Genomic DNA, 25,563 nt, shown 5'->3' with positions numbered 1-25,563 from the left:
CCGGTCAGTCGGCGGGCGGGCGGGCCCAGGTGAGGAAGCGGTCGGTCACGTCGACCGGGCGACCGCCGTCCAGAGACGCGAGGTGGTCCTCCGCTTCCGCTTTCCAGCCCGCGAGCAGCGTCAGCAGCCGGGGCCGGTCGTCGGCGTACGTCGCGAGCAGTGCGAGCTTCGCCTCCCCGCAGGGCCACGGGTGCGCGTCCACCCGGCACAGCCAGGTCGGGGGCAGGGGCGTGTGCCGCCCCGGGATCGCACCGGTCACGAGGTCGGCACCTTTCGCGGAACCGGCCTGCGGACTGCCGGCCTGCGGGCCACCGGCCGGGGGGCCGGGGCCTTCAGGTGCCCGGCACCGGCAGGCTTGAGGAACAGGGTCCGCCGGGAGACCGCGTCGCCTGCGGCGTCGAGCACGTACGCGTCGATCCACACCCACCCGTCGTACGTGTGCCAGTCGGTCAACACCCGGATGACCCGGACCGTGATCGGCCTGACGAACTGCACGCTGGCCGCGCGGGACAGGCGCAGCACGTCGCCGGAGTGAATCAGCAGCGGGGTCACCGCGCGGGCCTCCGCTCCCGCCAACGGCGCTCGGGAGTGACGTTCGCCAGACGGCCGGGCCCCCGCCACGGTGGGACGACCGGCCCGATCGGACCCGGTAGGTACGGGCGCGCGGGCGGCGGGTCGGCGGCCGGCTCCGGGCGCGGCGCTGGTGGAGGATCGGTGGGCTTCGGCTTGTCGGGCACAGCACTCCCCTGACGTCGTGGCGTTGGAAGGGGACCGCCTCCCACCCCTCCGAAGGAGGCGGCCCCCGCAGCGGACGCGACCGGCGGTGTCCACTCCGGCCGGCAGCGTCGCTCTACGCACGACTCTCGCAGGCAGTTGCGGAGCGAACACACTGCGTTGCAAAATGCAGATGGACGTTCGGAACGTTCGGGCAGAACGTTGGAGGGACGGGATGAATCTCGCGGTCAAAGAGGCGATGGCAGAGAAGGGTGAGACCGCCGAGAGCCTTGCAGCTCGGATAGGGGTTGATCCGAAGACGGCCGCGAAGTGGGCGAGCCACGGACGTATCCCGCAGACGCGTCACCGCGCTCAGGTCGCTTCGATCCTCGGGCGGGACGTTCTCGACCTCTGGCCCGACGTGGTGAAACGCCGTGAGCCGGTGTGGTTCCGGAGGTGGGCCGACATCGAACGTGAGGCGGTCGCACTCCGGGGGTTTCAACTCGCCTGGGTGCCGGGTCTACTTCAGACCGAGGCGTACGCGCGGGCGACGCTCGCGGGTGAAGCGCTGACGCCGGACGAGGTCGACGATCTGGCGACGGCACGTATCGCGCGGGCCGCCGTGCTGCACAAACCGAGGGGGCCGCTCTTCGTCGCCATCATGGACGAGATCGCGTTGCGCCGGATCGCACCCGAGATCATGCCTGCGCAGCTCGCCCACCTGATCGAGTGCGCACGGCTCGACAGCGTGCAGCTCCACGTGGTGCCCGCATCGGCCGGGGTGTACGCGGGCCTGGGTGGACCGTTCACTGTGGCCGAATTGAACGACGGAAGACGCGTCGGCCACGTCGACAGCCAGGCTCGCGCGCAGATCATCGATCAGCCTGCGGACGTTGCTACGCTGGAACGACGGTGGGCACGCATCGTAGGCAAAGCCCTACCCACAGCGCAGTCCGTAGACCTCATCCGGAGATTGGCAGAGGCATGAACATGACCAGCGCGCAGTGGCGCAAGAGCACGAAGAGCGGGAACAACGGTGGTGACTGCGTCGAGGTGGCCGACAACCTGCCCGGCGTCGTGCTGGTGCGGGACACCAAGAACCGCGACGGCGGGACGCTGACGTTCACTCCTGGCGCGTGGCGTGGGTTCGTCAGCTTCGCGAAGGCATCCCGCTAAACAGGGCGGTGGCCCCCGGCCGGACGGCACACGGGTAGCGCACCAAGACAGTCCGGCCAGGGCGCAGATCACCGACGATGCCACCGAAATTGCAAGCCTCGAACGTAAGGCGCGCGTTGTCGGCGAGGCCCTCCCCCGGCACAGTCTCTCGACCTCGTGAGGAAAGTGGCAGCGACATGGACATCACCGGCGCGCAGTGGCACAAGAGCACCAAGAGCGGCAGCAACGGCGGGGCATGTGTCGAGGTTGCCGACAACCTGCCCGGCGTCGTATTCGTACGGGACACCAAGGACCGCGACGGCGCAACGCTGACCTTTACTCCCAGCGCGTGGCGTGGGTTCGTGACCTTCGCGAAGGCATCCCGCTAAACAAAGCGGTGGGCCCCCGGCCGGACGGCACGCGGGTGGGCGCACACCGTCGGCGAGGCCCTACCGGGGCACAGTCTCTCGACCTCGTGAGGAAAGTGGCAGCGACATGGACATGACCGGCGCGCAGTGGCGCAAGAGCACCAGGAGCGGGGACAACGGCGGCAACTGCGTCGAGGTGGCCGACAACCTGCCCGGCATCGTCCTCGTACGGGACACCAAGGACCGCGACGGCGGAACCCTGACGTTCACTCCCGGCGCGTGGCGCGGGTTCGTGACCTTCGCGAAGGCATCCCGCTAGACAACGCGGTGGGCCCCCGGCCGGGGGCCGCCTGCCGTCCGGGGCCACCGGGACACGGCGACGCCCGCCGGGCCTGGCGTGACCAGGGGTGCGACGCCGGGTGACAGGCCCGGCGGCGGGCGGGTCGGTGCCACCCGGTCAGACCGGGCCGGGCGGGTCGGGCGGGTCGGTACGACCCGGTCAGGACGGGCCGGCGGGCAGGGCCATCCGCAGGGCGAGCAGGTCGACGCCGGGCAGCGGCGACCAGTCCCGCTCCGGGGTACGCACGAAGCCCAGCCCCGCGTACAGCCGGTGGGCGGCGTCGGCGAGCCCGCTGCGGACGCAGATGACCATCGCCGAGCAACCCTGCTCCACCGCCCGGGACAGGCAGGCCCGGACCAGTGTCACGCCCACCCCCCGCCCCTGGGCGGCCGGGTCCACCGCCAGCATCCGGAACTCCGCCTCGCCCGGCCGGGACAGCTCCGCGTACGGGCTGCCGGGCAGCACGTAGGTGACCGAACCGAGGACCGCGCCGGTGGCCCCGTCGACGGCGACCAGGATCTCACCGTGCTCGGCCCGGCCGGCCACGTCGGCCAGCACCTCGCCGTAGCCGTTCTCGCCCTTGAGCTGACCGTCGGCCTCGTAGGCGGCGACGGTCAACCGGGCCACCGCCGGGAACTCGGCCGGCACGGCCCGCCGGACCAGCAGCCCGGTCGACCGGTCGCCGGGGATCAACCGATCACCGCGATCAGGTCACCGTCCTGCACCACGTCGCCCTCGTTGACGGCGAGCTGCTCGACCACCCCGTCGGACTCGGCGACGACCGGGATCTCCATCTTCATCGACTCCAGGATCACCAGGGTGTCCCCCTCGGAGACGGTGTCCCCGGTCGACGCGACGACCTTCCACACGTTGGCCACCATCTCGGCGCGGATCTCCTCGGCCATCACGGCCCTCCCTCTCCACCGGGTGTGTCTGCGTCGGTATCCAATCACGGACCGACCCCGCGTGGGCGGAGAGCGCCACGCGCGCCCCGGCGTACCGCTGCCGCCCCGGCGCACGACGGCGCACGCCGGCCGCACTAGCATCATCAGGTCGGACCCGACGCCGGGAGGCCGGTGGCGTGCACCGGCGTCGCGGGTCAACCGCAGCAGGGTCGGACCCATCACGAGGAGGTCAGCATGGCGAAGAAGGCCCGTAAGAAGAAGGCCCGTAAGAAGAGCGGCGCGAACCACGGCAAGCGCCCCAACTCCTGAGCCGTTGCGGCGGGTGACCGCCACGACGTCAGGTCCGGCCGCGTGCCGGACGCACCGGTGGCCCGGGTCGACTCGACCCGGGCCACCGTCGTGTGTCCGTCTCGTCCACGGCGGGTCCGCTGTGCGGTGTCACTCGGCGAGTTCGCGGGAGTCGCTGGGCTCGAAGACCACCAGCTCGGTGAGGCGTACCCGCAGCCGCTCGCGCAGCTTGTCGGGGGCGGTCTCGTTGCCGCAGCACCGGGCCACCAGCGCCCGCACCTCCTGCTCGATGCCGTACTCGCGCAGGCACGGTCCGCACTCGTCCAGGTGGTGGCGGATCAGCGAGCGGCGCTCGTCGGCGCACTCCAGGTCGAGGTAGAGGTAGACCTCCGCGAGCACTTCCCGGCAGTCCGTCTCGTGCGGTTCTCCACAGCTCACGTCACACCTCCCGGCCGGCAGTGGCGGTGGTCGAACCCTTCGCGGGCTGCGCGGCGCTGAAACCGCGCTCCGCGGCGTACCGCTCCAGCAGCTTGCGCAGGTTACGACGCCCACGGTGCAACCGGGACATCACGGTGCCGATCGGCGTGCCCATGATGTCGGCGACCTCCTTGTACGAGAAGCCCTCGACATCGGTCAGGTAGACCGCCAGGCGGAACTCCTCAGGCAGCTGCTGGAGGGCCTCCTTGACGTCGGTGTCCGGCAGCCGGTCCAACGCCTCGGTCTCCGCCGACCGCAACCCGCTGGAGGTGTGCGACTCGGCCTCGGCGAGCTGCCAGTCGGTGATCTCCTCGGTGGGCGCCTGGATGGGCTGGCGCTGCCGCTTGCGGTAGGAGTTGATGTAGGTGTTGGTCAGGATCCGGTAGAGCCAGGCCTTCAGGTTGGTGCCCTGCTCGAACTGGTGGAAGGCGGCGTACGCCTTCAGGTACGTCTCCTGGACCAGATCCTCGGCGTCGGCCGGGTTGCGGGTCATCCGCAGCCCGGCGGCGTAGAGCTGATCGACGAAGGGCATCGCGTCCCGCTCGAAGCGGGCCCTGCGCTCGTCCGTCTTCTCGGTGGTCAACCGCACATCCCCTCGCGTCGGATGCTGTCCCGCCGAGGATACGCGGACGGACCGGTCCGCAGCTTCGGTTCTGCCGGGTGTGCCCGCGCTCACCACCCGGGGGCCGGTTTCCACCGCCGGCCAGTCCGGACCGTCGAGCAGCCGCCTGAGCTGCCGTGCGTCCCGATCGTCCCGTTCCCGGTTCCGTGTCTCGGTCGGCACCGGTCACCCCCCTCGCCAGATTCCTCGTCCGGGAGTCGTAACACCCGACCGACTGCCGCACATTCCGCCGGCCCCCGCTCCTGGTCCCGGCCCACCGGTCGGCTACCGGAGGACTGGGACCAGGAAGGGCCTGGGAGGGACGGTCCCGACCACCCGAACCGGAAGGTCGACACCACCGGATGCAACGAGGGGTCCGCCGGGGCGGAAACGGGTGGTCAGCGCGGCGAACCGGCCCGGGACGCGACCGGTGGACGCGGTCCGCGGGCCCACCTGTGGGTACGCAGCCAGGCGAGCACCGCGGCGGCCACCCCGGCCGGGTCCTGACGCAGGTCGTGACGTTCGCCACGGCGCACCTCCACCTGCACCGTCCCGGCGGCGACGGGCAGCCCGAACGGGTCCCGGTCGCCGTTGACCACCAGCGTCGGCAGGCCGGTCACCAGTTCGTCGGCCCGGGACCGCTCCGGGCGGCCGGGCAGGTGCAGCGGAAAGGCCAGGGCGACCACCCCGGCCGCCCCCACCGGGCCGGCCGTCCGGCAGGCCACCCGGGCGCCGCTGGACCGCCCACCGACCAGCAACGGCAGGTCGGGGTGCCGACGGCGCAGCACGGCCAGCACCGCCGTCCACGCCTCGTCCAGGTGCCCGGCCGGGGCCGGGGCCCGCCGGCCGGCCACCCGGTAGGGCTGGGTCACCCGGGCCACCAGCACCCCGGCGTCGCGGGCGGCGTCGCGCACCGCCAGCAGGTCCGGCGCGTCCACCGAGCCGCCAGCCCCGTGGCCGAGCACCAGCAGGGACGTCGGCGGGCCGGTCGGCCGGTCGGTGTCGACCCGGGCCGGGCCGCGCGGGGTGTCGAGCTGCGTGGAGCGGGGCATCAGGCCATTCTGCGCCGTGGCCGGCGGCGTGCTCAGCTCAACGGCACCAGGGTGAGCAACCGGTCGCGGACCGGCGGACCGGCGTCGGCGGCCGTGCCGGAATCGGTCCCGACCTCGCCCCGCCAGGCGACCAGCATGGCCCGGCGCTCGCGGGGCGTCGTGCCGCCCCACACGCCGTGGGTGTCGCCCACCTCCAACGCCCAGGCCAGGCAGGAACCCTGCACGTCGCAACTGCGGCAGAGCGCGATTGCCGCGTCGGCCGGTTCGTTGGGTGCCGGAAAGAACGTCTCCGGATCCACACTCTGACAGGTGCCCCTGGTCCGCCAGGCATCGTCGGAACGGCGATCCCGCAACGCCCGGAGCAGTCGCGGATCTCGTCGTGCGGCGGCCACCTCGTGCGGTCGGGGCATACGTGCCCGGGTCATCACACCCACCTCCCCCGTGGGACCGGCAAGATCGACGGGCGTCGTTCGCACCGCGCGAGGACGCTCCCAGTGCCAGCGCTGTGTTGTATCGCACTGTCGGCTACGGAGACAAGGGGTCTGCCGGAAAGATGGCAAAAGATCCGAGCGACGTTTCACCCGGAACTCTGGCAATTCGTACGCGCCAATGTCACCTATCGCGATCAGAACAGTGCGCTCTCCCCGTGGGAGCGTTCCCCGTCCGGCGACACCCGGGCGGTCAACTCCGGACCGTCGTTGCGCACGTCGCCCACCGCCGTACCGACCGGACGGATCTCCAGCCCGGCGAGCCACTCCACCGGCGGCGGGACCAGCAGCGCCGCCGGATCGTCGGCCGGGGCGAGCCACTCGGCCCACCGGTCGGGCGGCAGCAGCAGCGGCATCCGGTCGTGCACCTCGGCCAGCTCACCCACCGCCGCCGTGGTCAGCACGCTGAACGTGAGCGTCGTCTCCCACCGGGACCAGATCCCGGCCAACGCCAGCACCGAGCCGTCCCGCGGGGTCATGAAGTAGGGCTGCTTGCCACCGCCGGCCCGGCGCACCCACTCGTACCAGCCGTCGGCCGGGACCAGGCAGCGCCGGCGGGCGAACGGCAGGGCGTACGCCCGGCTGGTGGCGACGGTCTCGGCCCGCGCGTTGATCATGCGGGCCGCCCCGGCGGCCGACTTCGCCCAGTGCGGCACCAACCCCCAGCGGCCCACCGAGAGCGCCCGCCCCCGCTCCGGATCGACCCGCACCACGGGCACCCGGTCGGTCGGCGCGACGTTGTGGTCCGGCCGGACCCCGCCGTCGGTGTCGTCGTACGACTCGAAGACCGCGCTCAGGTCGCCGGCACTCCGGGTCGTCGCGTACCTGCCGCACATGACGCCTACGCTAACCCCCCACGCCGCCGCCGGCTGTCCCGCCCACCGGGAGTCGACCCGTCGGCGGTCCCGCACGACGCCGCCGGGTTGGCAGAATGTGACCGTGGGAAACCTGACCGCCACCCGTCCGCAACAGCCCTGGGCCGCACCGACCGCCACCGCCCCGGTCACCGCCGCCCTGCGCCTACCCGGCTCCAAGTCGATGACCGCACGGGCCCTGGTGCTCAGCGCGCTGGCCGGTGGCCCGTCGACGCTGCACGGGCCGCTGCGCGCCCGCGACACCGAACTCATGGCGGGCGGGCTGCGGGCGATGGGCGCCCACGTCTCGGTCTCCGACGACGACCGCTGGCTGGTCCGGCCGCACCGGCTGGTCGGCCCGGCCCACGTCGACGTCGGGCTCGCCGGCACGGTGATGCGGTTCGTCCCGCCGGTCGCCGGGCTCACCGAAGGGCGGGTCACCTTCGACGGCGACCCGCAGGCCCGGGTCCGGCCGCTCGGCCCGCTGATCGGCGCGCTGCGCTCGCTCGGCGTCCGGATCGACGCCCCGGAGACCGGCAGCCTGCCCCTGGTGGTGCAGGGCGTCGGCCGGGTCACCGGTGGCGAGGTGGTGATCGACGCCTCCGCGTCCAGCCAGCTCGTCTCCGGTCTGCTGCTCGCCGGGGCACGCTTCGACCGGGGCGTGGTGGTCCGGCACCAGGGCCCGCCGGTGCCCTCCGCGCCGCACCTGCGGATGACGGTGCAGATGCTGCGCGCCGCCGGGGCGGCCGTCGACGACACCGTCGACGACGTCTGGGTGGTCGAGCCGGGGCCGCTCGCCGGCCGGGGCTGGGAGATCGAACCCGACCTCTCCGGCGCGGTCCCCTTCTTCGCCGCCGCCATGGTCACCGGCGGCGAGGTGACGTTGCAGGGCTGGCCGCACAACAGCGTCCAACCGGTCGAGCAGCTCCGCTCGCTGCTGGACCGGATGGGCGGCGAGGTCACCCTGACCACCGCCGGGCTGACCGTGCGGGGCACCGGCACCGTGCACGGCCTGACCGCCGACCTGTCCGACGTCAGCGAGTTGACCCCGGCGCTGACCGCGCTCGCCATGCTCGCCGACTCGCCGTCGACGTTCACCGGCATCGGGCACATCCGGGGGCACGAGACCGACCGGATCGCCGCGCTGGCCCGCGAGTTCACCGGGCTCGGCGCCGACCTGACCGAGACCGCCGACGGGCTGGAGATCCGGCCCCGACCGCTGCGCGGAGGCCCCTTCCGCACCTACGCCGACCACCGGATGGCGCACGCCGCCGCGGTGGCCGGGCTCGCCGTCGGAGGCATCGAGGTGGACGACGTCGCGTGCACCTCGAAGACCATGCCGGAGTTCCCGGCACTATGGTCGGCGTTGGTGACCGGCAAGAGCTGACGGCGGAGGGGGCAGGTCCTGGCGACCAAGCGACGGGAGTACGACGAGGACGACGTACGGGTCCGGCCCGGCCGGTCCTCACGTCCGCGTACCCGGACCCGCCCCCGGCACGACGACGCGGTCGACGGGTTCGTCATCGCCGTCGACCGGGGCCGCTACACCTGCGTCCTCCCCGACGCCCCGGACGGCGCGGCCGTCACCGCGATGCGGGCCCGTGAACTCGGCCGCAAGTCGGTGGTGGTCGGCGACCGGGTGAGCCTGGTCGGTGACGTCTCCGGCGCGGACGGGGCGCTGGCCCGGATCGTCCGGATCGCCGAGCGGCGCTCGGTGCTGCGGCGCACCGCCGACGACGACGAGAACACCGCCGAGGGACGGCTGGAACGGGTGGTGGTCGCCAACGCCGACCAACTGGTGATCGTCAGCGCGCTGGCCGACCCACCGCCCCGGACCGGCTTCATCGACAGGTGCCTGGTCGCCGCGTACGACGCCGACATCGAGCCGTTGCTCTGCCTGACCAAGGCCGACCTGGCCGGCCCGGAACAGGTGGTCGGCTACTACACCGAGCTGGAACTGCCGTACGTGCTGGTCCGGCCCGACTCCGACCTCGACGCGCTGCGCGCCCTGCTCGCCGGCCGGGTGTCGGTGTTGGTGGGGCACTCCGGGGTGGGCAAGTCGACGCTGGTCAACCGGCTGGTGCCGGACGCCCTGCGGGCGGTCGGCGTGGTCAGCGCCATCGGCCGGGGCCGGCACACCTCCACCAGCGCGGTGGCGCTGCGACTGCCGCGTACCCCCGACGGCGACGGTGACCCGGGCTGGATCGTGGACACCCCGGGCATCCGCAGCTTCGGGCTGGCCCACGTCTCGGCCGAGAGCCTGCTGCACGGCTTCCCCGACCTGGTCGAGGGGACGGTGGACTGCCCACCCAACTGCCCGCACACCCCGGACGAGGCGGACTGCGCGCTGGACGCCTGGGTGGCCGCCGGCAAGGCCGACCAGCGCCGGCTGGCCTCGTACCGTCGGCTGCTGGCCTCCCGGGCCGGCGAGGGCGATCCCCGCGAGGTGGAGCGCAACCCCGGCGATCCGCTGGCCGGCTCCTGACACCTAGCGGGCCAGGCGGTCCAGCAGCTCGTCGAGCAGCGCCCGTTCGCCAGGGGTGAGGTCGCCCGGGTCGTCGCCGACCAGTGCGCGCAACGTCAGTGCGGCGCTCGCCCGGGTGGCGGGCGCATCGGCGGAGGGGGTGTGCAGGACCCCGGCCAGCGCGGCCTCGCGGACGCGTTCGGACAGCCCGAAGTCCGGCTCCGGCTGGCTGATCAAGGTGAGCGTGATGCCGACGTTGGCGGCGAGCACCTGTTCGGCGGCGTCGGCCGCCGGCACCTTGAGCATGCCCTGGACGGCGGCGCCGGTGAGCCGCTCGCGCAGCGCGGCGTGCGCGGGAGCGGTCACGGCGCACGGCCTTCCCGGTTCGGCCCGGCCGTAGAGCAGCCCGTAGAACGACGGGTGCTCCAGCCCGAACCGTACGTGGCGGTCCCAGCCCTCCCGCAGGTCGCCCAGCGGGTCGCCGGAACTCTCGACCGCCGTGTACTGGGTGAAGCCGTGGTTGGCCACGGCGTCGATCAGGCCCTGCTTGCTGCCGAAGTGGTGGTAGAGCGTCGGGGCCTGCACCCCGGCGCGTTCGCACACCGCCCTCGTGGACACCGTGCCGCCGCTCTCCAGCAACTCCGCCGTGGCGAGCAGGAGGCGATCCCGTGCGTTCTGCATGGTTGCTACAGTAGCGCATGTAGCGCTACATTGGCCGCTATAGCGAAAGGAGAAGTCCATGCGAACGTGGTTCATCACCGGGGGGACGCCAGGAGGGTTCGGCCTGTTCTATGCCGAAGCCGCACTGAACCAGGGCGACCAGGTGGCGGTGACCTCCCGTCGCCCCTCCGAACTGCGAGAATGGGCCGAACCGTACGGTGCCCGGGTGCTCGTACTCCCGCTCGACGTCACCGATGCCGAGCAGGTGCGGGCGGCGGTCCGCACGACGGAGGAACGGTTCGGCGGGATCGACGTACTGGTCAACAACGCGGGCCGGGGCTGGTTCGGCTCCATCGAGGGCGCCCCCGACGAGACGATCCGCCGCACGTTCGACCTCAACCTGTTCGCCGTGGTCGAGGTGATCCGCGCGGTCCTGCCCGGCATGCGGGCCCGCGGCGGCGGCTGGATCGTGAACATGTCGTCGGTGGCGGGCCTCGTCGGCGCACCGGGATTCGGCTACTACTCGGCGGCGAAGTTCGCCCTCGAAGGGCTGTCCGAGACGCTGCGCCACGAAGTCGAACAGTTCGGGGTACGCGTGCTCCTCGTGGAACCGGGAGCATTCCGCACCAACGCCTTCGCCGGCTTCCAGGACGAACCCGTCAACGAGACCGTCGACGCCTACGTGCCGCTGGTCGAGGGCGTCAAGGCGGCGTTCGTGGACCACAACGGCAGGCAGGAGGGCGATCCCGAACGCGGCGTCCAAGCCGTGATCGGCGCGCTGGCCGCACCCGTCCCGCCGCACCGGATCGTGCTCGGCAACTCCGGCTACGACGCCGTCGTCGCGATGCACGAGAACGCCCTCACGGAGCTGCGCGCGAACGAGAAGCTCTCGCGCTCGGCGGACTTCTGAGCCTGCCGACCGGACCTCCCGACCCGGCGGGCCTCCCGACCCGGCGAGCCTTCCGACCCGGCGAGCCTTCCGACCTGGCAGGTCTCCCGACCTGGCGGGCCTTCGCCGACCGTCATCCCGAACCTGAACTGATCACCATGCTGCACGGCCCATGGCGGGACGGCACCCGCAGCATCACCGTGCCGCCGAGCCGCCACCGGAACACGGGACGCACCCGCGCCCCGGCACCCGAGAAGATCTGGAGAGCACAATGGACACTGTCCACCTTCCCCAGGCCGTCGAGAACTTCGTCGCGGCCACCAACGCCCACGACCCGAACGCCCTGGCCGCGGTCTTCGCCGACGGGGCCACCGTGCACGACGACGGGACGGCCTACACCGGCGAGTCCGCCATCCGCGAGTGGATCCAGGTGCACCTGATCAACCCGAAGATCGTGATCACGCCGACCTCGTTCGCCGGCGACCGGCTGGTGGCCTCCGGGGACGGGGAGTTCCCCGGCGGGCCCCTGTCCTTCGCGTTCGTGTTCGGCATCCAGCACGACCAGGTCACCAACCTCGCGATCACCCCCGTCTGACCCCTCCCCGACCACAGCCGCCCCGCCCTTCCCAGCCCCCTCCCGCACCCCCGCCCCTCCACCACCCCCCTCCAGCACCCCCTCACCGTCCCTTCCCCCTCCACCGCCCCCTCCATCGCCCCCTCCGGCCGCACCGCCCGCCTCGCCGCCCAACCCGGCCCGGCGCTCCACCCCGCCACCCATGCCTCGCCTCCCGCCTGCCCCGCCTCGGGCCTCGCCGCCCCGCCTCGCTGCCCCGGCCTCCTCTCCCGCCCCGGTGATCAAGAGGTTTGCGTCAGTTGATCAAGAGGTTTACGTCAAGTTGAAGATCAAATTTGACGCAAACCTCTTGATCACCGGGGCGGGCAAGCGGGTGGGGGGAGGTTGGGGGGAGAGAGGGGGAGGAGGGGAGGTGGGGTGGGGTGGGGTGGGGTGGGGTGGGGTGGGGTGGGGTGGGGTGGAAGGTAGGGTTTCGGGGTGACGGGGTATGTGGGGGATATTGATCTTGCTCATCGGCTTGCGGATGCGGCCGACGCCATCTCGATGGACCGGTTCCGGGCGCTGGATCTGCGGGTGGCGGCGAAACCGGACCTGACCCCCGTCTCCGACGCAGACACCTCAGTCGAGCGGGAGATCCGGGCGCTGCTGGCCGCCCACCGGCCGGACGACGGGCTGCTCGGCGAGGAGTACGGCGAGCAGCCGGCCACCGGCCCGCACGACCGGCGGTGGGTGATCGACCCGATCGACGGCACCAAGAACTTCGTCCGGGGTGTGCCGGTGTGGGCCACCCTGATCGCCCTGCTGGAGGGGGACCGGCCGGTGGTCGGGCTGGTCTCCGCCCCGGCGCTCGGCAGGCGCTGGTGGGGTGCCGACGGCGTGGGGGCGTACGCCGGGCGCGACGCCGCCTCCGGTGAACCGATCGGGGTCTCCGGGGTCCGCGACCTCGCCGACGCCAGCTTCTGCTATTCGTCGCTGACCGGGTGGGAGGCGGCCGGCCGGCTGGACGCGGTGCTCCAGTTGATGCGCGACACCTGGCGCAGCCGCGCCTACGGCGACTTCTACGGCTACATGCTGCTGGCCGAGGGGGCACTGGACGTGATGGTGGAGCCGGAACTGTCACTGTGGGACGTGGCCGCCCTGGTGCCGATCGTGACCGCCGCCGGTGGCACCATGACCACGTTGGAGGGTGCTCCCGCCCCTGGTGGGACGGCATCCAGCGAGATCAGCGCGATCGCCACCAACGGGCCGCTGCACACCGAGGTGCTGTCCCGGCTGGGTCGGCCAACCGCGCGCTGAACGCACCGGCACTCTATTCTCGCCTGGTGGTGTCCTCCGGCTGGTGCTTCCTCGCGGCGATGATCGTCGCGTACGGCTTCGCCAACATGCTCCAGTCGGTCGCCGCCGCCCGGACCACCGTGCACCACACCTTCGACCCGGGGCTGCTGCTGCGGCTGGCCGGGCACCGGACGTACCTGATCGGGCTGCTCTGCCAGGTGACCGGCTTCGTGCTGGCCTTCCTGGCCCGGCGCGACCTGCCGCTGTTCCTGGTGCAGGCGAGCGTGGCGGCGGGCCTGGGGGTGACCGCCCTGCTGGGGGTGGTGGTGCTCAAGTGGCGGCTACCGGCCGCCGAGGTGGCGCTGCTGGTGCTGCTCTTCGCCGGGATCACCGCGCTGGTGCTCTCCGCCCAGCCGGCTCCCTCCAAGGGGCTCGGCACCGCCGGTCTGGTCGCCCTGGCGATGGCGCTCGGCGGGATCGGCCTGCTCGGCTTCTTCGCGGTACGCCTGCACGGGGCGCCCGGTTCGGTGGCGCTCGGCTCCCTGGCCGGGCTGGCGTTCTCCGCCGCCGCGGTGGCCGCCCGGCCGTTGGCCTCCGCACCGTCGGCCGAGGAGTTCGTCCGTGACCCGCTGCTCTACCTGCTGATCGCCCATTCGCTGGTGGGTCAGCTGCTGCTCGGCCTGGCGATGCAGCGGGGCTCCACGACGGCCGCCGTCGCCGCGATGGACGCCGCCGGGGCGGTGCCCGCCGCGATCGTCGGCCTGCTGCTGCTCAACGACAAGATCTGGCCGGGCCGGGAGTGGCTGGCTGCGGTCGGCTTCCTGATCACCCTCGCCTCGGTGATCGGGCTCACCCGGTACGCCGCACCCCAGCACCACCACGCGGTGGCCCGCACCCGGGAACGCGCCATGGTCGGCGCGGCCCCCCGCGCCTGACCGGTCGGCGGTCGGGGCGCGGTCAGACGCCGACCGGGCCGGTGGTCGTGGTGGTCGTCCCCGTGACCGGCGTCTCGACCTCCACCCCCACGGTGGCGTCCGGGCCGGCCGACGGATCGACCTCGACGTCCACCGGCACCGTCTCGGGCACCTCGACCGGGGTACGCCGACCCACCACCCGCTCGTAGAGCCGTTCCAGCGCGCCGGCCGTCCGCTCCCAGGTGTAGCTGCACCGCACCCGGTCCACCGCGGCGTGCCCGTAGGCGAACCGGCCCGCGTTGTCGGCGAGCAGCCGGCGCAGCGTCATGCCCAGCGTGCGGACGTCACCGGGGGGCACCAGCCGGCCGGTGACCTCGTCGACCACCGCGTCGGCGATGCCGCCCACGGCGTAGCCGACCACCGGCACCCCGCAGGCCATCGCCTCCAACGACACCCGCCCGGCCGAGGAGTAGTGCGGGGTGCAGGCGACCACGTCGGCCGAGCGGTACCAGGTGGCGAGTTGGTCGTGCGGCACCGCCCCGACCAGGGTGACCTGGTCGGCGACCCCGGTGCGCTCGGCCAGCTCGCGCAGCCGCCGGGCCTCCGCGTGGGTGGCCAGCTGGTCCGCCGGCGGCCCGCCGGCGATCACCAGTTCCGCGTCGCCGACCAGCCGCATCGCCCGGATCAGGTCGTCCTGGCCGTGTCCGGGGGACAGCCCGCCGACGGAGAGGATGCGGGCCCGCTGGTCGCGGGGGGCGGCCTCGCCGTCGGGGTGGAACCGTTCGACGTCCACCCCGGTCGGCACCATCGCCACCGAGGAGCGTTGCAGCCCCATCCGGGTCAGCTCGTCGACCTCGTCGTTGCACTGGGCGACGGCGACGTCCACCGCCCGGGTGAGCGCGCGCTCCAGCGGGATGCGTTCGCCGGGGCCGTCGTACTGGCGGCCGAGGTGGCGGCGCTGCTCGACGCCGAGCGAGTGGAAGGTCTGCACCACCGGGATGTCCGTTTCCCGGACCGCGTGCGCGGCGGCCAGGCCCCCGATCCAGTAGTGCCCGTGCACCACCTGCGGGGTCCACTCCCCCGTCCACCGGTCGGCCAGCCAGCGGCCGAACTCGGGCACGTACGGGACCAGGTCGCCGGTGGCGGTGGGCTGTGCCGGGCCGACGGGCACCCGTTCCACCAGGTACCCGTCGATCTCGACGCTCGCCGGCAGGGCCGGGTCGTCGCGGCGCTCGTACACCCGGACGTCGTGGCCGCGCCCGGCCAGCTCGCCGGCGACCCGAGCGACGTGCTCGTGGGTGCCGACGGGCGGTCCTTCCGCGTGCCGGGACGACCCGGCGTGCGCGCAGACGAGGCCGACGCGCATGGTGCACCTCCATGCGATCTGCAAGGGATGGTCTCCGGTCAGAGCGTCCCATTAACCGGGGCCCCACGAGCCGAAACCTCGCAGATCGGAAGCGGTCAGCGGGTCGATGGACCGGCTGTGGGGCGGCCCACACCGACCCGGGCCGGGGCGGGCCTGACCCGGGGTGAACCGTGGCTCACCTGAGTGGTCCGGATGATCAGTGGCTGCGCGGCGGCATGACCCGGCCCGACCCGGGGTACCGGGCGGAGATGCCGATGACCCGTACCCCCGCCGTCGCCGCCGTGGTGAATGCCGGCGTCACCGGCGGCGTCGACACCACCCCCCACGCCGTGCCGCGCCCGGCCCGGCGTCGCCGCGACGACGACCCGGCCCACCCGGGCCGGTCGGGCGCGACCGCGATGAGCCGCGCCGACCTGCCGACCCCCGGAACGGTCCGGCACCCCGGGACCGGATGCCAGGTGGTGGCTGACGAGTCCTCCGCGCTGGTCCGACTGGCCGGGACGCTGGGGCCGGTCGACGTCGACCGGGTCCGCGACGCGCTGCTCACCCGGCTCGTCGACCGGCCCGGTCCGATCCTGGTCGACGTGGCCGGGCTGCGCGGCGCAGGGCCCGCCGTCGGGCAACTGCTGACCGGGGTACGCCGGGCGGTACGCGACTGGCCCGCCGCCGACCTGCTGGTGGTCGACCCGACCGGGGCGGTCGCCGAGCGGGACGCGACGGAGCTGGCGGTCTACCCGACCCTGGACGCGGCGACCGCGGCCCTGGCCCGTACGCCGATGGCGGCGGTGCTGACCGAGGAGCTGACGCCGGCGGTCGGGGCGGCCCGGTGGGTGCGGGAACTGGTGACCGACGGGTGTGCCCGGTGGGGCGTGCCGGAGCTGGCCGAACCCGCCTGCATAGCGGCCACCGAGCTGGTCAACAACGTGGTGGCGCACGCGTCGACCCCGATGACGCTGCGGTTGGCCGCGCAGGGCGACACGGTGCACCTGGCGGTGCGCGACCACTCCCGGCGGCAGCCCCGCTACGGGGGGCTGGCCCCGCTCACCTCGGCCGGCGGCCGGGGGCTGCTGCTGATCGACACGGTGGCCCGGCGCTGGGGCAGCACCCTGCTCCCGGACGGCAAGGTGATCTGGTGTGTGCTGCACACCGAGGACGAGTCACACTGGCACCACGACTGATTGGTGCCCTTTCGTCCTGATCCGGGGAGCGGGACCCGGTTACCCGGGCCATGCCAGTGGGTAGTGCTCAGCCATGCGCGACGACGAGTTCCCGACCCCCGTGTCCGACCCCGAGGCGCTCGGCCTGCCCGACACCGCCGACGACGACTCGACCGCCGACGACGACGTGCTGACCGGCCGGGAGGCCGACGGCCCCGACCCGGCCCAGCTGCCCGGCGACCGTACCCCGGTGGCCGTCGACCACTTCGGCACCACCGCCGACGAGCAGCTCGACGGCGAGTCGCTGGACTACAAACTCGACCGCGAGCAGTACGAACGGCGGGCCGACGACCCGCTGGCCGGGCCGGTCGACCCGGACATCGCCGCCGAGGCGGAGAACGAGGAGGCCGCCGCGCAGGCCCAGCTCGACGCCGACGTGCTCGACCCGGGCCCCACCTCGGACCCGAACTCCCCGGTCTCGCTCTACGACCACGGTCAGCTCGGCACGGTCGCCGACGCGCAGGTGGGCCGGCTGGTCGAACCGGACGAGGGGGCCCGCACCGACCAGGAGACCGACAGCATCGCCTACGACGCGGGCGCGGCCGGCGGCGGCGCGAGCGCCGAGGAACTGGCCGTCCACGAGACCCGGCCGCCGGACGCGCACTGACCCCCGGTCGTCCGGGCCCGCACCGCTCAGTCGTCCAGGCCCCGCTCGATCGCGTAGCGGGTCAGCTCCACCCGGTTGTGCAGTTGGAGCTTGCCGAGCGTGTTCTGCACGTGGTTCTGCACGGTGCGGTGCGACAGCCCGAGCCGGCCGGCGATCTGCTTGTAGGACAGCCCCTTAGCCACCAGCCGCAGCACCTCGGTCTCCCGTTCGGTGAGCCGGGGTGCCGCGCCGGGCCCCTCGTCGCCCGTCCCACCGGCCGGCGGGTCCGCGGCGAGCCGCCGGTACTCGCCCAGCACCAGCCCGGCCAGGCCCGGGGTGAACACCGGCTCACCGGCCGCCGTCCGGCGCACCGCGTCCAGGAACTCCGCCGGAGCCGCCGACTTCAGCAGGTAGCCGGTGGCCCCGGCCTTCACCGCGTCCAGCACGCCCTGCTGCTCGCCGCTGGCCGACAGCATCAGCACCCGGACCCGGGGCAACGCATCCCGCAGGCCCTGGATCACCTCCACCCCGGAGATATCCGGCAGTTGCAGGTCGAGCACCACCACGTCGGGGCGGGCGGCGGCGGCCACCCGGACCGCCTGGCGTCCCTCCCCGCTGGTCGCCACCACCAGGTGCCCGGCCTCGGTGAGGTCCCGGGCCACCCCCTCCCGCCACATCGGGTGGTCGTCGACCACCATCACCCGTACCCCGGTCATCGGCTCCTCCTCGACACCATCAGTTCGATCTCGGTGCCCTCCCCCGGCGTCGAGATGATCCGCACCTCGCCGCCGAGGTCGGTCATCCGTCCCCGGATGGCCTGCGCCACTCCCAGCCGACCCTGCCGGGCCGCCTCCACCAGCCGCCCCTCCGGGATGCCCGGCCCGGCGTCACGCACCGACACGGTCACCGTGTCGCCCTCGTCCTCGACCAGCACCCAGGCCCGCCCGTCGGCGTGCCGCCGCACGTTGTCCAGGGCCGCCGCCGTCGCGGCAGCCACCTCCCGGGCCACCGACGCGGGCAGCGGCACCGGGGTCGCCGGGGCGGAGACCTGCACCGTCGCCGAGGCGTACCCGGACAGCAGGGACCGCAGGTCGATCTCGCCGACCGGGTCGGCGGGGGACGCCGGCGGGGTTCCGGAGATCAAGGCGCGTAACGCCAGCTCCTGCTGGCCGGCGAGCCGGGCAAGCTCCCCGGCCTCCCCGTCGAGGTGCGCGCCGCGCCGCTGGACCAGGGACAGCACCTGCAGCACCGAGTCGTGGATGTCCCGGGCCAGCCGTTCCCGTTCCCGGGTCGCCGCCTCCAGCTCCACCGCCCGCTGCAACCGTTCCTCGGTGCTCACCGCCAGCCGGGCCACGTGCCCCACCACCGCCCCGGCGAGCAACAGCAGGATCGCCCCGGTCAGCGAGGACGGGCCGATCCGGCCCCGGGTGGCGAGGTCCGTGCCGCCGACCAGCAGCGCGGCCATGGTGCCGCGCCGCCGGCCGCCGGAGACCGCCCAGGCCAACACCGGCCCGGCCAGCCACGCCACGGCCAGGGCGGGCACCCCGGCGGCCAGCGCCGGGCGTCCCACCACCCACGGCGTGACCGCCAGGATCGCCAGGACCACGCCGAGGTCGGCCAGGAGCAGCGGCCAGCGCCGGTTGGCCGGCCGGGCGTACCCGACCGCCGTCACCCCGGACCAGGCCAGCATCACCAGCAGTACGCCGCCCGCGGCGACCGGGTGGGCGTACCGGCCGGCGTCGCGCAGGACCAGCAGGCCGACGTACGCCAGCGAGGCGAACCGGAAGACCGCGACGGACCGCCACAGCGGGTCGGCGAAACCTCCCGGCGGGGACGACGGCATGGCCGCCACGATGCCACAGTCCCAGGTCAGCCGGCCGGGCCGGTCCGTGCGGGCCGGAGAACCCTGACGTACGGTAGAAATAGCGTGAAAAACTCCGAGATCGCTGTCGGGACAGGGCCCATGACGAACGCAGAGCTTCCCACACCGCGTACGGTGGTGCCCATCGAACCTTCCCTTCTCATCGCCGAGGCGTTCGACCAGGCACAGGTGACCGAGCTGAGACACTCGGTCAGCTCCTGCGCGCACGCCGCCGGCCTGGCCGGGCAGCGGCTCGACGACTTCGTGCTGGCGGTCAACGAGCTGATCACCAACGCGGTCCGGCACGGCGGCGGCCGGGGCTGGCTGCGGCTCTGGCGACGCCCCGGCGAGCTGGTCTGCGAGGTCTCCGACCACGGCACCGGCATCAGCGAGCAGCGGCTCGACGACCACAGCCGGCCCGCCCCGGACACCGCCGGCGGCTGGGGGCTCTGGCTGGCCCGGGAACTCAGCGACGCGATGGAGGTCGAGAGCGGCGCGGCCGGCACCACCGTGCGGATCAGCGCCGCCGCCGGCTGACCCGCCGGATCGGGTCAGCCGAACAGGGCGCTCACCGACTCGCCGTTGTGGATCCGGCGCATCGCCTCGGCCAGCGCCGGGGCCACCGAGAGCACCGTCAGCTCCGGCACCCGCTTGTCCTGCGGGATCGGCACGGTGTTGGTGCAGACGATCTCGCGTACCCCGTCGACGGCGGCGAGCCGGGTCAGCGCGCCGCTGGAGAACAGGCCGTGCGTGCAGGCCAACCGGATCGACCGGACCTTGCGTTCGTGCAGGTGGCCGATCAGCTCCACCACCGTGCTGCCCTTGGCGATCTCGTCGTCCAGCACGATCACGTCCCGGTCGGCCACCTCACCGATCACCGTGCTGATGGTGACCCGGTCGTCGCTGAACCGCTGCTTCGCCCCGGCCGCGACCGGGGTGCCGAGCATCCGGGCGAACGCCGCCGCCTCCTTCGCGTTGCCCAGGTCCGGCGAGACCACCACCGTGTTGCCCAGGTCGCGCCCCCGGAAGTGGGCGGCCAGTTCCCGCAGCGCGTGCAGGTGGTCGACCGGGACGCTGAAGAAGCCGTGCACCTGCGGTGAGTGCAGGGTCATCGCCAGCACGCGGTGCGCGCCGGCCGAGGTGAGCAGGTCGGCCACCAGCCGGGCCCCGATGGAGATGCGCGGGGCGTCCTTCTTGTCCGACCGGGCGTACGCGTAGTGCGGCAGGACCACGGTGATCCGCCCCGCCGACGCGCCCCGGGCGGCGTCGATCATGAGCAGCAGCTCCACCAGGTTCTCCTGCACCGGCGGCACCAGCGGCTGGATCAGGAAGACGTCCCGCTCCCGGCAGTTCGCCTGCAACTGCACCTCGAGGCAGTCGTTGGCGAACCGGGACACCCGCACCGGGTGCAGCGGCACCCCCAGGTGGGCGCAGATCTCGGCGGCGAGGTCGGGATGGGCGGTTCCACTGAACACGGCGATGTCGCGCACGTCTGGAGATCGTACGGACCCGTGCCGGTTCTCCCGTCGACCCGGGCCCGGTACGGTGCCGAAATGACCGGAGAGTACGTCGCCGCCATCGACCAGGGCACCACCTCGTCGCGGTGCATCGTCTTCGACCGGGCCGGTGGGATCGTCGCCGTCGCCCAACGCGAGCACCGGCAGATCTTCCCCCGACCCGGCTGGGTCGAACACGACGCCGAGGAGATCTGGGCCAACGTCGAACGGGTGGTCCGCGACGCGCTGGCCGACGCCGGCACCGGCCCGGACGGGTTGGCCGCCGTCGGCATCACCAACCAGCGGGAGACCACCGTGGTCTGGGACCGGGCCACCGGCCGGCCGGTGGCCAACGCCGTCGTCTGGCAGGACACCCGTACCGGTCCGCTGCTGCGCGAGCTGGCCGAGTCGTACGGCGAGGAACGGCTGCGCGCCCGTACCGGGCTCACCCTGGCCACCTACTTCGCCGGCCCGAAGCTGCGCTGGCTGCTGGACAACGTCGACGGGCTGCGGGAACGCGCCGAACGGGGCGAGGTGCTGTTCGGCACGATGGACAGCTGGCTGATCTGGAAGCTGACCGGCCGGCACGTCACCGACGTCACCAACGCCAGCCGGACCATGCTGATGGGCCTGGAGACCCTCGACTGGGACCCGGAGCTGCTCGACGCACTGCGCATCCCGGCCGCGATGCTGCCGCAGATCCGCAGCTCGGCGGAGGTCTACGGGACGGCCCACGGGGTGCTCGACGGGGTGCCGGTGGCCAGCGCGCTGGGCGACCAGCAGGCGGCCCTGTTCGGGCAGACCTGCTTCCAGCCCGGCGAGGCGAAGTGCACCTACGGCACCGGGAGTTTCCTGCTGCTCAACACCGGGGCCAGCCCGGTGCCGTCCAGTCACGGCCTGCTGACCACGGTGGCCTACCGGATCGACGGCCAGCCGGCCGCGTACGCCCTGGAGGGGGCGATCGCGGTGACCGGGTCGCTGGTGCAGTGGCTGCGGGACAACCTCGGGTTGATCTCCTCGGCCGCCGAGGTCGAGGAGCTGGCCGCCACCGTGGACGACAACGGGGGCTGTTACGTGGTGCCCGCCTTCTCCGGACTGTTCGCGCCGCACTGGCGCAGCGACGCCCGGGGGGTGATCGCCGGGCTGACCGGCTACATCACCAAGGGGCACCTGGCGCGGGCGGCGTTGGAGGCGTCGGCCTGGCAGACCCGCGAGGTGGTCGACGCGATGAACGCCGACTCCGACGTGGCGCTGCGCCGGTTGCGGGTGGACGGTGGGATGACCGCCAACGGCCTGCTGATGCAGTTCCTCGCCGACGTGCTGGCGGTGCCGGTGGTGCGCTCCCGGATCACCGAGACCACCTGCCTCGGCGCGGCGTACGCGGCCGGCCTGGCGGTCGGCTTCTGGCCCGACCTGGCCACCCTGCGCGCCCAGTGGCGCTCCGACGCGCAGTGGGAGTCCCGGATGGACCCGGCGCACCGGGAGCGGGAACTGGGCCGGTGGCGCAAGGCGGTCGCCCGCACGCTCGACTGGGTCGACTGACTCCGGTCGGCGGCCCGCCGGTCGGTCGGTCCCCGTCGTACCGACCGATACGATCAGTCGGGGGGATGCCACATGCAGACAGTCGGTCCATATGCGCTGCACCGCAGGCTCAGCTCGTGCGAGTTGGGCGAGGTCTGGGCCGCACGGGACGCCGCCGAGCGGCCGTTCACCGTGGCCGTGCTCGCGCCGGCCGCCGCCGAGGGCGGCTGGCGGGAGGCGTTCGCGGCGGCGGCCAACACGCTGGCCCGTTCCGACGGCCTGCCGATCACCGGGGCCAACCACACCGGCCCGGTGCCCTGGGTGGCCTGCGCCGCCGAGCAGGGCGCCGGGGCCGCACACGTCTTCCTAGCGCTGGGGCAGCGCCTCGTCCCGGCCGGGGAGCCCCCGGCCGGTGGCCCTCCGGCCGGACCGTCGGGCGCGCCCGCCCCGGCGCACCGGCCGACCGCCGGGGCACCCGCCACCGGGACGCCGCTCGCCGGGGCACCCGCCGCCGGGACGACGGCCGCCGCAGCCGGGGCGGCCGGGACACCGGCACCGGACGGGCACCGCACCGACGGACCGGCGGGCCCGACCCGGCCGGGGGTGCCCACCTCGTCGACCGGCTCCGCCCCGTCAGCCGGGGCTGTCGCCTCGCCCGGGCCTGCTTCCTCGGCCGGGCCTGCTTCACCCGCCGGGCCTGCGGCGGTCACCGGCGGTACGGTGCCGCCGGCTGTCGCACCCCGCCCGACCGCCCCGACCCACCCGACGCCCCCGCACCCGACCGCCCCGCCGCAGGCCAGCCCGCCGCAGCGCGCACCGCAGCAGGCCGGACCCCACCGGGTGGCCCCGCAGCAGGCCGGTCCGCATCCGGCACCCCCGCGCCAGGTGACCCCGCCGCAGGTCGGCCCGCACCAGATGGCCCGGCAGCAGGCAGGCCCACAGCAGGCGGTGCCGCAGCGGGTGGGACCGCCGTACCCGCCGACGCCCCTGGCGGCACCGTTCCCGCCGGCACCGTTCCCGCCGGTTGCGGGCCCGGCGCGCGGACGGGGTCGGGCCGTGCTGTGGTCGGTCCTGGTGGCCCTGCTCGCGGCGACGCTCGGGGCGACCGGCGGCTACCTCGTCGCCGCCCGGACGGCCGACGGGCCGGCCAGCGTCGCCGCGCCGGCCTCCGCGACCCCGAGCGTCGACCTGGGGCTGCCGGGCACGCCGCCGCGCCGGCCGGGGGTGGAACCGCCGGTCGGCGGCGGCTGGCCCGCCGGAGCGCCCACCTTCGCCGGCACCGAGCCGACCCGGGAGATCACCGGCCTGGCCGGGGTCGACTTCAGCTTCCGGGTGCCCACCGGCTGGAGCTGCACCGAAGCCGCCCGCACCAGCGGTTCGGCGCACTACCGGTGCGGCGTACCGGCCGCCGACGGGTCGATCATCGGTGGCGACCTGGTCGTCAGGCAGTGCCCCCGGCTCTGCACCGACGAGCGCCGCACCGCGCTGCGCCGGCAGGAGGAGGCATGGGGGTTGCAGTGGATCCGCAGCGGCGAGTTCACCACCTGGGCGGAGACCGCCCGGGTGGACGGTGCGCCACGCTACGGACTGGTCTACCTCTCCTACTGGCGCAGCGTCCCGGAGGACGCGATCGACAGGCAACTGGTGTTGCGGATGACCGCGCCCCCGGACCGCGCGGACGAGGTGCGCAAGGTGGCCGCCTCGGTGCGCGAGGCCACCTTCACCATCTGACGCGGGGGCGAGACCACCCCCGCCCGCCCGGTACCCTTCGACCGGACGTCGACGACGAACCGGTCCGTCCTTCCACGACCGAGCGGGGCCATGTGCGCATGCTGACTGTCTCCCCTGACCGAGCCGGGGCCTGTCCGACCATCACGGACGCGTTGGAGATCGCGCCGGACGACGCGGTCGTCTCGATCGCCCCCGGCGTCTACCCCGAATCGCTCCGGCTCGACGGCCGGCGGGTCCGGCTGGTGGCCGCCGGCGAGCCGGGCTCGGTCATCGTGGACGGTCGCGCCGCCGGACGGCCGACGGTGGCCTGCACCGGCGGCGAGGTGCTGTTGCAGGGGCTGGTCGTGCAGGGCGGCGACTACCCGGCGGTGGAGGCGGTCGGCGGTCGGCTGCGCATGGAGAAGTGCCAGGCCAGCGCCGGGTACGCGGCAGCCGTGTCGGTACGCGACGGGGCCCGGATCGAGGCCGTCGAGGTCACCGTCACCGGCGGCCAGCACGGGCTGGTCGTCTCCGACGCGGGCGGCACGGTCGAGCAGTGCGAGATCCGCGACGTCACCGACGACGGGATCATCGTGCGGCTCGGTGCCGACCCGACCATCCGCAACTGCACCGTCGTCGCCGCCGGCTTCCGGGGCGTGTACGTCTACCAGGCGGCCCGGCCCACCATCGAACGCTGCGACATCTCCGGCACCGGCGACGCCGGCATCGTGGTCGCGTTGCAGAGCAGCCCCACCATCGTGGACTGCTGGGTGCACGACACCCGGGGCGTCGGCATCGACGTCGGCCGGGGCTGTGGCGGCACGATCGAGGGCAGCCGCACCGAGCAGACCGCCACCCCCGGCGTCCGGATCGCCGAAGGGGCCGGCACCGTGTTCCGGGCGGCGGAGGCGGGCGGGCGGCCGATGGCCGGGGTGAGCGCGGGCGGCGGGACGGTCGGCCAGGACGAGCGGAGGGTCGAGGAACTCCTCGCCGAGCTCGACTCGATGATCGGCCTGGCCGGGGTGAAGGCCGAGGTGCGCTCGCTGATCGACGAGATCCAGGTCAACGAGTGGCGACGCGACGCCGGCCTGCCGGTGGGCGCGGTCAGCCACCACCTGATCTTCACGGGCGCGCCGGGCACCGGCAAGACGACGGTGGCCCGGGTCTACGGGCAGTTGCTCAAGGCCCTCGGGGTGCTGCCCAACGGCCAGTTCCGGGAGGTCTCCCGGCGGGACCTGGTCGGCCAGTACATCGGGCACACCGCCGAGAAGACCTCGTCGGTGTTCACCGAGGCGCTGGGCGGGGTGCTGTTCATCGACGAGGCGTACACCCTCTCCCGGGCCGGGGGTGCCGGCGGCGACTTCGGCCAGGAGGCGATCGACACCCTGGTCAAGCTGATGGAGGACCACCGGGACCAAGTGGCGGTGATCGTCGCCGGGTACACCACCGAGATGGCCGCCTTCCTCGACGCCAACTCCGGGCTGGCGTCCCGGTTCGCCAAGACGCTGGAGTTCGAGAACTACAGCCCGGTCCAGTTGGTCGACATCGTCGGCCGGATCGCCCGCACCGACGAGTACCTGCTCGCCGACGGGCTGACCGACGGGCTGCTGGAGTGGTTCGGCCAGATCGAGCGGGACCAGAACTTCGGCAACGCCCGGGAGGCGCGCAAGCTGCTGGAGGGGATGCGCAAGGCGCAGTCCGGGCGGCTGCGCGCGCTGGGCCGGATGCCGAGCCGGGACGACCTGCGCACCCTCGTCCTGGACGACCTGCTCGCCGCCACCCGGTGAC

31 protein-coding genes are annotated in these 25,563 nt (G+C 73.7%); 17 read left to right on the top strand and 14 right to left on the bottom strand.

Annotated elements, in window-relative coordinates; translation table 11 throughout:
* Positions 1–4 precede the first annotated feature (4 nt).
* Both ACWCHM_RS01580 and ACWCHM_RS01575 read right to left on the bottom strand, forming a co-directional pair.
* Positions 5–259, bottom strand: a complete 255-nt coding sequence (locus ACWCHM_RS01580; protein WP_281894213.1) for a flavin reductase — start codon at positions 257–259, stop codon at positions 5–7.
* Positions 256–543, bottom strand: coding sequence for a hypothetical protein (locus ACWCHM_RS01575; RefSeq protein WP_454222991.1), 288 nt, complete (start codon positions 541–543; stop codon positions 256–258). The genes ACWCHM_RS01580 and ACWCHM_RS01575 overlap by 4 nt, the downstream gene beginning before the upstream one ends.
* 406 nt (positions 544–949) lie before the next feature.
* Here ACWCHM_RS01575 and ACWCHM_RS01570 point away from each other — a divergent pair, with 406 nt between their 5' ends.
* The 4 genes from ACWCHM_RS01570 to ACWCHM_RS01555 all read left to right on the top strand — a co-directional run bounded on the left by ACWCHM_RS01570 (position 950) and on the right by ACWCHM_RS01555 (position 2,556).
* Positions 950–1,702: a DUF5753 domain-containing protein gene (locus ACWCHM_RS01570; RefSeq protein ID WP_204957915.1), complete on the top strand. Its 753-nt coding sequence runs from the start codon at positions 950–952 to the stop codon at positions 1,700–1,702.
* 2 nt (positions 1,703–1,704) lie between these two features.
* The gene (locus tag ACWCHM_RS01565) at positions 1,705–1,890 is read left to right on the top strand and encodes a DUF397 domain-containing protein (protein WP_204957914.1); all 186 of its coding nucleotides are present in this window, start codon (positions 1,705–1,707) and stop codon (positions 1,888–1,890) included.
* Positions 1,891–2,066: 176 nt separating this feature from the next.
* A complete protein-coding gene (locus tag ACWCHM_RS01560) occupies positions 2,067–2,258 on the top strand; it encodes a DUF397 domain-containing protein (RefSeq protein WP_281894210.1) in 192 nt (63 codons plus the stop codon).
* A 112-nt stretch (positions 2,259–2,370) separates the two neighbouring features.
* Positions 2,371–2,556, top strand: coding sequence for a DUF397 domain-containing protein (locus ACWCHM_RS01555; protein ID WP_281894294.1), 186 nt, complete (start codon positions 2,371–2,373; stop codon positions 2,554–2,556).
* Positions 2,557–2,736: 180 nt separating this feature from the next.
* Here ACWCHM_RS01555 and ACWCHM_RS01550 read toward each other — a convergent pair whose 3' ends face one another.
* Together ACWCHM_RS01550 and ACWCHM_RS01545 are read right to left on the bottom strand one after the other, a co-directional pair.
* Positions 2,737–3,267, bottom strand: a complete 531-nt coding sequence (locus ACWCHM_RS01550; RefSeq protein WP_281894291.1) for a GNAT family N-acetyltransferase — start codon at positions 3,265–3,267, stop codon at positions 2,737–2,739.
* Positions 3,267–3,482, bottom strand: a complete 216-nt coding sequence (locus ACWCHM_RS01545; protein ID WP_145921537.1) for a biotin/lipoyl-binding carrier protein — start codon at positions 3,480–3,482, stop codon at positions 3,267–3,269. The genes ACWCHM_RS01550 and ACWCHM_RS01545 overlap by 1 nt, the downstream gene beginning before the upstream one ends.
* 234 nt (positions 3,483–3,716) lie before the next feature.
* Here ACWCHM_RS01545 and ACWCHM_RS01540 point away from each other — a divergent pair, with 234 nt between their 5' ends.
* Positions 3,717–3,791 (top strand): 50S ribosomal protein bL37, encoded by a 75-nt coding sequence (locus tag ACWCHM_RS01540; RefSeq protein ID WP_369700219.1) that lies wholly within the window; start codon positions 3,717–3,719, stop codon positions 3,789–3,791.
* A 129-nt stretch (positions 3,792–3,920) separates the two neighbouring features.
* Here ACWCHM_RS01540 and rsrA read toward each other — a convergent pair whose 3' ends face one another.
* The 5 genes from rsrA to ACWCHM_RS01515 all read right to left on the bottom strand — a co-directional run bounded on the left by rsrA (position 3,921) and on the right by ACWCHM_RS01515 (position 7,224).
* On the bottom strand, positions 3,921–4,208 hold the full coding sequence (gene rsrA, locus ACWCHM_RS01535; protein WP_454221316.1) for a mycothiol system anti-sigma-R factor: 288 nt from the start codon (positions 4,206–4,208) through the stop codon (positions 3,921–3,923).
* A 1-nt stretch (position 4,209) separates the two neighbouring features.
* A complete protein-coding gene (locus ACWCHM_RS01530; RefSeq protein ID WP_204957910.1) occupies positions 4,210–5,031 on the bottom strand; it encodes a sigma-70 family RNA polymerase sigma factor in 822 nt (273 codons plus the stop codon).
* Between the two features lie 215 nt (positions 5,032–5,246).
* Positions 5,247–5,900: an alpha/beta hydrolase family protein gene (locus tag ACWCHM_RS01525; protein WP_454221315.1), complete on the bottom strand. Its 654-nt coding sequence runs from the start codon at positions 5,898–5,900 to the stop codon at positions 5,247–5,249.
* 32 nt (positions 5,901–5,932) lie between these two features.
* Positions 5,933–6,325, bottom strand: coding sequence for a WhiB family transcriptional regulator (locus tag ACWCHM_RS01520; RefSeq protein ID WP_204957908.1), 393 nt, complete (start codon positions 6,323–6,325; stop codon positions 5,933–5,935).
* Positions 6,326–6,525: 200 nt separating this feature from the next.
* Complete coding sequence (locus ACWCHM_RS01515) at positions 6,526–7,224, bottom strand: SOS response-associated peptidase (protein ID WP_454221314.1); 699 nt, start codon at positions 7,222–7,224, stop codon at positions 6,526–6,528.
* Positions 7,225–7,327: 103 nt separating this feature from the next.
* Between ACWCHM_RS01515 and aroA the strand changes: the two genes are divergently transcribed.
* Positions 7,328–8,629: a 3-phosphoshikimate 1-carboxyvinyltransferase gene (gene aroA / locus ACWCHM_RS01510; RefSeq protein WP_204957906.1), complete on the top strand. Its 1,302-nt coding sequence runs from the start codon at positions 7,328–7,330 to the stop codon at positions 8,627–8,629.
* 204 nt (positions 8,630–8,833) lie between these two features.
* The gene (gene rsgA / locus ACWCHM_RS01505; protein ID WP_239484980.1) at positions 8,834–9,727 is read left to right on the top strand and encodes a ribosome small subunit-dependent GTPase A; all 894 of its coding nucleotides are present in this window, start codon (positions 8,834–8,836) and stop codon (positions 9,725–9,727) included.
* 3 nt (positions 9,728–9,730) lie between these two features.
* Here the strand turns inward: rsgA and ACWCHM_RS01500 are convergent, their stop codons facing one another.
* Positions 9,731–10,387 (bottom strand): TetR/AcrR family transcriptional regulator, encoded by a 657-nt coding sequence (locus tag ACWCHM_RS01500; RefSeq protein ID WP_281894188.1) that lies wholly within the window; start codon positions 10,385–10,387, stop codon positions 9,731–9,733.
* A 58-nt stretch (positions 10,388–10,445) separates the two neighbouring features.
* Between ACWCHM_RS01500 and ACWCHM_RS01495 the strand changes: the two genes are divergently transcribed.
* From ACWCHM_RS01495 to ACWCHM_RS01480, 4 genes are all read left to right on the top strand, one after another.
* Positions 10,446–11,276, top strand: a complete 831-nt coding sequence (locus ACWCHM_RS01495) for an SDR family NAD(P)-dependent oxidoreductase (RefSeq protein ID WP_204957904.1) — start codon at positions 10,446–10,448, stop codon at positions 11,274–11,276.
* A gap of 250 nt (positions 11,277–11,526) precedes the next feature.
* A complete protein-coding gene (locus ACWCHM_RS01490) occupies positions 11,527–11,850 on the top strand; it encodes a nuclear transport factor 2 family protein (RefSeq protein WP_454221313.1) in 324 nt (107 codons plus the stop codon).
* Positions 11,851–12,306: 456 nt separating this feature from the next.
* The gene (gene hisN, locus ACWCHM_RS01485; RefSeq protein ID WP_454221312.1) at positions 12,307–13,125 is read left to right on the top strand and encodes a histidinol-phosphatase; all 819 of its coding nucleotides are present in this window, start codon (positions 12,307–12,309) and stop codon (positions 13,123–13,125) included.
* A 59-nt stretch (positions 13,126–13,184) separates the two neighbouring features.
* A complete protein-coding gene (locus tag ACWCHM_RS01480; RefSeq protein ID WP_239485170.1) occupies positions 13,185–14,039 on the top strand; it encodes a hypothetical protein in 855 nt (284 codons plus the stop codon).
* A gap of 22 nt (positions 14,040–14,061) precedes the next feature.
* Here the strand turns inward: ACWCHM_RS01480 and ACWCHM_RS01475 are convergent, their stop codons facing one another.
* Positions 14,062–15,384, bottom strand: a complete 1,323-nt coding sequence (locus ACWCHM_RS01475) for a glycosyltransferase (protein ID WP_204957900.1) — start codon at positions 15,382–15,384, stop codon at positions 14,062–14,064.
* A 254-nt stretch (positions 15,385–15,638) separates the two neighbouring features.
* On the opposite strand from ACWCHM_RS01475, the gene ACWCHM_RS01470 reads away from it, so the two are divergent.
* Both ACWCHM_RS01470 and ACWCHM_RS01465 read left to right on the top strand, forming a co-directional pair.
* Positions 15,639–16,562 carry an ATP-binding protein gene (locus ACWCHM_RS01470; protein WP_454221311.1) on the top strand — a complete coding sequence of 308 codons (924 nt, stop codon included), beginning with the start codon at positions 15,639–15,641 and terminating at the stop codon, positions 16,560–16,562.
* Positions 16,563–16,635: 73 nt separating this feature from the next.
* The gene (locus ACWCHM_RS01465) at positions 16,636–17,208 is read left to right on the top strand and encodes a DUF5709 domain-containing protein (protein WP_204957897.1); all 573 of its coding nucleotides are present in this window, start codon (positions 16,636–16,638) and stop codon (positions 17,206–17,208) included.
* A 26-nt stretch (positions 17,209–17,234) separates the two neighbouring features.
* On the opposite strand, the gene ACWCHM_RS01460 is transcribed toward ACWCHM_RS01465, so the two are convergent.
* Positions 17,235–17,903 carry a response regulator gene (locus tag ACWCHM_RS01460; RefSeq protein ID WP_454221310.1) on the bottom strand — a complete coding sequence of 223 codons (669 nt, stop codon included), beginning with the start codon at positions 17,901–17,903 and terminating at the stop codon, positions 17,235–17,237.
* A complete protein-coding gene (gene macS / locus ACWCHM_RS01455; RefSeq protein ID WP_454221309.1) occupies positions 17,900–19,030 on the bottom strand; it encodes a MacS family sensor histidine kinase in 1,131 nt (376 codons plus the stop codon). Before macS ends, ACWCHM_RS01460 begins: the two co-directional genes overlap by 4 nt.
* Before the next feature lie 120 nt (positions 19,031–19,150).
* On the opposite strand from macS, the gene ACWCHM_RS01450 reads away from it, so the two are divergent.
* Complete coding sequence (locus tag ACWCHM_RS01450) at positions 19,151–19,585, top strand: ATP-binding protein (protein WP_204957894.1); 435 nt, start codon at positions 19,151–19,153, stop codon at positions 19,583–19,585.
* 14 nt (positions 19,586–19,599) lie between these two features.
* Here ACWCHM_RS01450 and ACWCHM_RS01445 read toward each other — a convergent pair whose 3' ends face one another.
* Positions 19,600–20,538, bottom strand: a complete 939-nt coding sequence (locus tag ACWCHM_RS01445; RefSeq protein WP_204957893.1) for a ribose-phosphate diphosphokinase — start codon at positions 20,536–20,538, stop codon at positions 19,600–19,602.
* 63 nt (positions 20,539–20,601) lie between these two features.
* Between ACWCHM_RS01445 and glpK the strand changes: the two genes are divergently transcribed.
* The 3 genes from glpK to ACWCHM_RS01430 all read left to right on the top strand — a co-directional run bounded on the left by glpK (position 20,602) and on the right by ACWCHM_RS01430 (position 25,562).
* Positions 20,602–22,086: a glycerol kinase GlpK gene (gene glpK / locus ACWCHM_RS01440; protein ID WP_204957892.1), complete on the top strand. Its 1,485-nt coding sequence runs from the start codon at positions 20,602–20,604 to the stop codon at positions 22,084–22,086.
* A gap of 72 nt (positions 22,087–22,158) precedes the next feature.
* Positions 22,159–23,796, top strand: a complete 1,638-nt coding sequence (locus tag ACWCHM_RS01435) for a hypothetical protein (protein ID WP_454221308.1) — start codon at positions 22,159–22,161, stop codon at positions 23,794–23,796.
* A gap of 98 nt (positions 23,797–23,894) precedes the next feature.
* Positions 23,895–25,562, top strand: a complete 1,668-nt coding sequence (locus ACWCHM_RS01430) for a right-handed parallel beta-helix repeat-containing protein (RefSeq protein ID WP_454221307.1) — start codon at positions 23,895–23,897, stop codon at positions 25,560–25,562.
* Position 25,563 lies beyond the last annotated feature (1 nt).

The sequence above is a fragment of the Micromonospora sp. SCSIO 07396 genome (assembly GCF_053667945.1).
Note: the sequence above shows the minus strand (reverse complement) of the source record. Positions and strands in the feature narration are given on the sequence as shown.

What these genes read in the sequence shown, in the direction of transcription:
- ACWCHM_RS01570 (WP_204957915.1), top strand. Translation starts at nt 950, where the DNA reads ATGAATCTCGCGGTCAAAGAGGCGATGGCAGAGAAGGGTGAGACCGCC.
- ACWCHM_RS01565 (WP_204957914.1), top strand. Translation starts at nt 1,705, where the DNA reads ATGACCAGCGCGCAGTGGCGCAAGAGCACGAAGAGCGGGAACAACGGT.
- ACWCHM_RS01560 (WP_281894210.1), top strand. Translation starts at nt 2,067, where the DNA reads ATGGACATCACCGGCGCGCAGTGGCACAAGAGCACCAAGAGCGGCAGC.
- ACWCHM_RS01555 (WP_281894294.1), top strand. Translation starts at nt 2,371, where the DNA reads ATGACCGGCGCGCAGTGGCGCAAGAGCACCAGGAGCGGGGACAACGGC.
- ACWCHM_RS01545 (WP_145921537.1), bottom strand. Translation starts at nt 3,482, where the DNA reads ATGGCCGAGGAGATCCGCGCCGAGATGGTGGCCAACGTGTGGAAGGTC.
- ACWCHM_RS01525 (WP_454221315.1), bottom strand. Translation starts at nt 5,900, where the DNA reads ATGCCCCGCTCCACGCAGCTCGACACCCCGCGCGGCCCGGCCCGGGTC.
- ACWCHM_RS01520 (WP_204957908.1), bottom strand. Translation starts at nt 6,325, where the DNA reads ATGACCCGGGCACGTATGCCCCGACCGCACGAGGTGGCCGCCGCACGA.
- ACWCHM_RS01515 (WP_454221314.1), bottom strand. Translation starts at nt 7,224, where the DNA reads ATGTGCGGCAGGTACGCGACGACCCGGAGTGCCGGCGACCTGAGCGCG.
- rsgA (WP_239484980.1), top strand. Translation starts at nt 8,834, where the DNA reads ATGCGGGCCCGTGAACTCGGCCGCAAGTCGGTGGTGGTCGGCGACCGG.
- ACWCHM_RS01500 (WP_281894188.1), bottom strand. Translation starts at nt 10,387, where the DNA reads ATGCAGAACGCACGGGATCGCCTCCTGCTCGCCACGGCGGAGTTGCTG.
- ACWCHM_RS01495 (WP_204957904.1), top strand. Translation starts at nt 10,446, where the DNA reads ATGCGAACGTGGTTCATCACCGGGGGGACGCCAGGAGGGTTCGGCCTG.
- ACWCHM_RS01490 (WP_454221313.1), top strand. Translation starts at nt 11,527, where the DNA reads ATGGACACTGTCCACCTTCCCCAGGCCGTCGAGAACTTCGTCGCGGCC.
- ACWCHM_RS01480 (WP_239485170.1), top strand. Translation starts at nt 13,185, where the DNA reads ATGATCGTCGCGTACGGCTTCGCCAACATGCTCCAGTCGGTCGCCGCC.
- ACWCHM_RS01475 (WP_204957900.1), bottom strand. Translation starts at nt 15,384, where the DNA reads ATGCGCGTCGGCCTCGTCTGCGCGCACGCCGGGTCGTCCCGGCACGCG.
- ACWCHM_RS01470 (WP_454221311.1), top strand. Translation starts at nt 15,639, where the DNA reads ATGACCCGTACCCCCGCCGTCGCCGCCGTGGTGAATGCCGGCGTCACC.
- ACWCHM_RS01465 (WP_204957897.1), top strand. Translation starts at nt 16,636, where the DNA reads ATGCGCGACGACGAGTTCCCGACCCCCGTGTCCGACCCCGAGGCGCTC.
- ACWCHM_RS01460 (WP_454221310.1), bottom strand. Translation starts at nt 17,903, where the DNA reads ATGACCGGGGTACGGGTGATGGTGGTCGACGACCACCCGATGTGGCGG.
- macS (WP_454221309.1), bottom strand. Translation starts at nt 19,030, where the DNA reads ATGCCGTCGTCCCCGCCGGGAGGTTTCGCCGACCCGCTGTGGCGGTCC.
- ACWCHM_RS01450 (WP_204957894.1), top strand. Translation starts at nt 19,151, where the DNA reads ATGACGAACGCAGAGCTTCCCACACCGCGTACGGTGGTGCCCATCGAA.
- glpK (WP_204957892.1), top strand. Translation starts at nt 20,602, where the DNA reads ATGACCGGAGAGTACGTCGCCGCCATCGACCAGGGCACCACCTCGTCG.
- ACWCHM_RS01435 (WP_454221308.1), top strand. Translation starts at nt 22,159, where the DNA reads ATGCAGACAGTCGGTCCATATGCGCTGCACCGCAGGCTCAGCTCGTGC.
- ACWCHM_RS01430 (WP_454221307.1), top strand. Translation starts at nt 23,895, where the DNA reads ATGCTGACTGTCTCCCCTGACCGAGCCGGGGCCTGTCCGACCATCACG.